Origin of the sequence: Clostridium sp. YIM B02569, assembly GCF_022320765.1 — a bacterium.
GTDB classification, from domain to species: Bacteria; Bacillota; Clostridia; order Clostridiales; family Clostridiaceae; genus Clostridium; species Clostridium beijerinckii.
This window is the reverse complement of the sequence record NZ_JAKJJX010000058.1, coordinates 1-3,689: the sequence shown is the minus strand read 5'-3', so window position 1 is coordinate 3,689 and position 3,689 is coordinate 1. Positions and strand designations below refer to the sequence as shown.

At 27.4% G+C, this 3,689-nt stretch carries 2 protein-coding genes; both read left to right on the top strand.

Translation table 11 applies throughout. The annotated features are described in order from the left end of the window. Positions 1-583 precede the first annotated feature (583 nt). On the top strand, positions 584-1,492 hold the full coding sequence (locus L3B96_RS27025; protein ID WP_238949055.1) for a GNAT family N-acetyltransferase: 909 nt from the start codon (positions 584-586) through the stop codon (positions 1,490-1,492). A gap of 351 nt (positions 1,493-1,843) precedes the next feature. Beyond that, the gene (locus L3B96_RS27020; RefSeq protein WP_238949054.1) at positions 1,844-3,094 is read left to right on the top strand and encodes an MFS transporter; all 1,251 of its coding nucleotides are present in this window, start codon (positions 1,844-1,846) and stop codon (positions 3,092-3,094) included. Positions 3,095-3,689 lie beyond the last annotated feature (595 nt).

Below are 3,689 nucleotides of genomic sequence, written 5' to 3'. Positions count from 1 at the left end.
GACTGTGTGGCAGAGTAGGACGTTGCGAGGTAAGCAAAAAAGATAGTTGTAATAACTATCTTTTTTTATTTTGCATAAAAAATGTGATTACTGATTTTAATGAAGAATAGAATAATAAATTTGAATTAATTGACAAATATTTTTGCATATGATAATGTTAATTTATTGAAGGATTTATTGTAAAAGTATAGTAAGTCTTATGAAAGGAGAAATGGTAATATGATAAAGAGTGTAAAGGTGATTGCTGTTTAAAAATAAATATGGGCGGAAATACATTCTTATGGTAGTTGTACCTTTTATTTGTGTTATATTTTCGCAGAATTTAGATAACCTTTCATAAATATGTGTACTATTAAGGACGAATATCATAACAGGTTTGCCTGTTTTTATAATGCCCGCAGATAGAAGCCATCTATAGGTTTGTGTCTGCGGGATTTTTCTGTCCATTTTTAGAGATTCAGTAATATCAATAGTATATGATAAGAGCAGCAATCAAAGAGGAGAGATGTGCAATGAAGAATTTAAAATTAAAATCTATGAAAAATTTAAGAATTTCAAAATCAAGCAAAAAGGAGATTTAAAAATGAAAGAAGTAAATCATATAATAACTATGAAGCAATATATAGGTGAAAAAGAATATAAAGATATAAATGAACTTCAAGAAATCATAACTTCAAAGGATAAAGTAAATTTAAAGTTGGAAGTAGACTTTAAATTAGAAATGAATAAAAATTCAGAAACATCAAAGAAGAGATTAAATGAATTTTTATATTATGTAGATGATGTTTTAGTTGCTTATCTTGGAATTTCATGTTTTGGAGGAAATATAGCTGAGCTTAATGGAATGACTCATCCAGAGTGGAGGAGAAAAGGTATCTTTAAAAAACTCTTTGACCTTGCAATAGATGAATGTAGTAGGAATGGTTTTAAGAAGATATTATTATTAACAGATGGTAAATCTAAATCTGGAAATGAATTTATAAAAGCAGTAGGAGGAGAATACGATTTTTCTGAATATGGGATGGAATTAATAAGTCAGCATTTTTTAGAAAATTTATTTCCTATTAATTTAAGAAAAGCAAAGGCATCAGATAAGAAGGAATTATCAAGACAAGACTTGATTTATTTTTCTGATAAGGAGGAAAATGAAAGTTTCAAAGTTTTAGCTGAAGAAGAAACTGAACAAATTGAGGAAGATGAATCAAGAATAAAAAATGCCTATATAGCTGAATTAGACAATGAAGTCATAGGTAAAATTCATATTGAATATAATGATTACTCAGCTTTCATATTGGGTTTTGGCGTGTTACCAGAGTTTAGAGGAAAAGGCTATGGAAGAGCAGTACTAAAGGCAGCTTTAAAATTAATAAGTGAAAAAGATATAAAGCAAGTAGAATTAGATGTAGCTGATAAAAATAGTAGGGCACTTAATTTATATAAATCGTGTGGATTTAAAGAAAAATCTGTGATGAACTATTTTGTGAAATTTTAACTACTGCTTAGTTTAAAGGAGAGGAAGCTATCACTATCAGGTTAAAATCCGATAGTGATAGCTTCTGATGTAGACAGTATCATATAACTATTTATATATTCATTAATTCCTTATAAAGTTTATTAGCTTCTTTATATATTCTTCTAAATATTAACCTAATACTTCTAATGCAAATGTCATAAAATAGGATCCAATAAATAAAAAGATAATAATCATATTTGACTAAAATATTGAAATATAGATAAGATTATAGCATTAAAATGGTAATTTATATAAAAATTATTTAGTAGGAATGTTTTGAAATTTAAGGATTTTATAGGTAAAATATATTAAGAAAAGGGGGCATAACAAATGAAAGATTTCATTAATAATTATAAAGGATTACCAAAGGAAATGTATGTGATATGTTTTGCTACACTTATTAACAGACTTGGAGATTTTGTAGTACCATTTCTCGCATTATATCTTACTCAAAAAATTGGAATGACAGCTGCAGCAACTGGAGTTATAGTTACATTATCATCTGCTGTAGGCATACCAGCATCCATTTTAGGTGGAAAAATATCAGATATGTTTGGAAGAAAAAAAATATATACATATGCACAAAGTATAGCAGCAGTAACATTAATACCTTGTGCTTTCACTAAAAGTGTTTCGATTACTATAATGTGTTTATTGATAAGTACATTTTTTAATGGTTTTGTGCGTCCAGCATTTCAATCAATGATTCAAGATATACTTTCTAAGGAAGAAAGACAAGCTGGATTTTCTCTTAACTACCTAGCGATAAATGCAGGAGTTGCAATTGGACCAATAATAGCAGGTTTTTTATTTAATAATCTTTTACCATTATTATTTTTAGGTGATACACTAACTTCTTTAATAGCAGTCTTTTTGGTATGGAAAAATATCAAAGAGACTTATCCGGTAAATAGTAAATTAAAGGTTGAAAGTAAAGCTGAAATAGCAGAAAAGGGAAATACGTTTCAAATGCTTTGGAAAAGGCCAGCATTAAGTCTATTTCTAGTTTTATATATGGTATATAACTTTATTTATGCTCAGCATAAGTTTTCTTTGCCTATAACTTTAAATGCTCAATTTAATAATGAAAGTGCTAAACTTTTGGGCTACATTATGAGTATAAATGCTGTAACTGTTTTAGTCCTTACAATTTTTATAGGTTTTATAACTAAAAGAAATCATCAGTTAACTAATATGGCTTTTACTGGAATATTATATGCTATAGGATTTGGAATGATAGGATATATTGATAATTTCAATTTTTTTATTATTTCCACAATAATATGGACTTTAGGAGAAATTTTAAGTTCAATAAGCTCAGGTGTTTATATGGCAAATAATAGTCCAAGCAATTATAGAGCCAGATTAAATGCAATAATGAATCTTGGCAGATTTCTAGGTACAGCGCTTAGTACTTTTTTTTCTGGAGCATATATTCAAGTTTATGGATATAAAACATTATGGTTTTTAATATTTTTTATTTCAATAATTTCAGGAATATTAATGTTTGTTTTAAAAATATTTTCTGTGAAATCAGAATTGGGCAATTATACGAAAAGCAAAATTAAAAGTGCTGTTTAGAAATCGTTGAGATATTCAAGAATGATAAAAAGTTGAATGTGTAATGTATTTTTGACTCAAATTAAGTGACTTTATTAGAAAGATTAAAAATAAAGATGTTATAGCATTTTTATAACTCAGATTATCAGGGCTTATTAGAGAGATATGAGAGTGCAATACAAATGTTTAAATATATAATAAATGATATTAAATCTTTGGACAACTATTGCTAGCGTATCAATATGCATAAAAGTTAGAATAATAGTGGATTATAGAGAAGAATAGGAATAATCATACTTAATGCCAATAAAATAAATAATATGTAAACAGTAGAGATGTTAAGACAAAACACGTCGCTAATAGACATAAACAAAACAACTTAAGTCTTGAAAAAATTTTAATAAAGAAGAAATTAAAAGTTTTCTACGAAAGTTGTTGACAATGTGGAATGGTGATGATATGATAAAATCCTCGCTAAGAGATGCAAAATTAATAACTTGAAGCTAATAGAACTACTGAAAAATGAGTTCAAAAAGTTTTTTGAAAAGTTGTTGACAAGCTTCGAAAGCGGTGATATACTGAGTAAGCTGTCAGAAACGACAGATAACAACAAAAC

What these genes read in the sequence shown, in the direction of transcription:
- L3B96_RS27025 (WP_238949055.1), top strand. Translation starts at nt 584, where the DNA reads ATGAAAGAAGTAAATCATATAATAACTATGAAGCAATATATAGGTGAA.
- L3B96_RS27020 (WP_238949054.1), top strand. Translation starts at nt 1,844, where the DNA reads ATGAAAGATTTCATTAATAATTATAAAGGATTACCAAAGGAAATGTAT.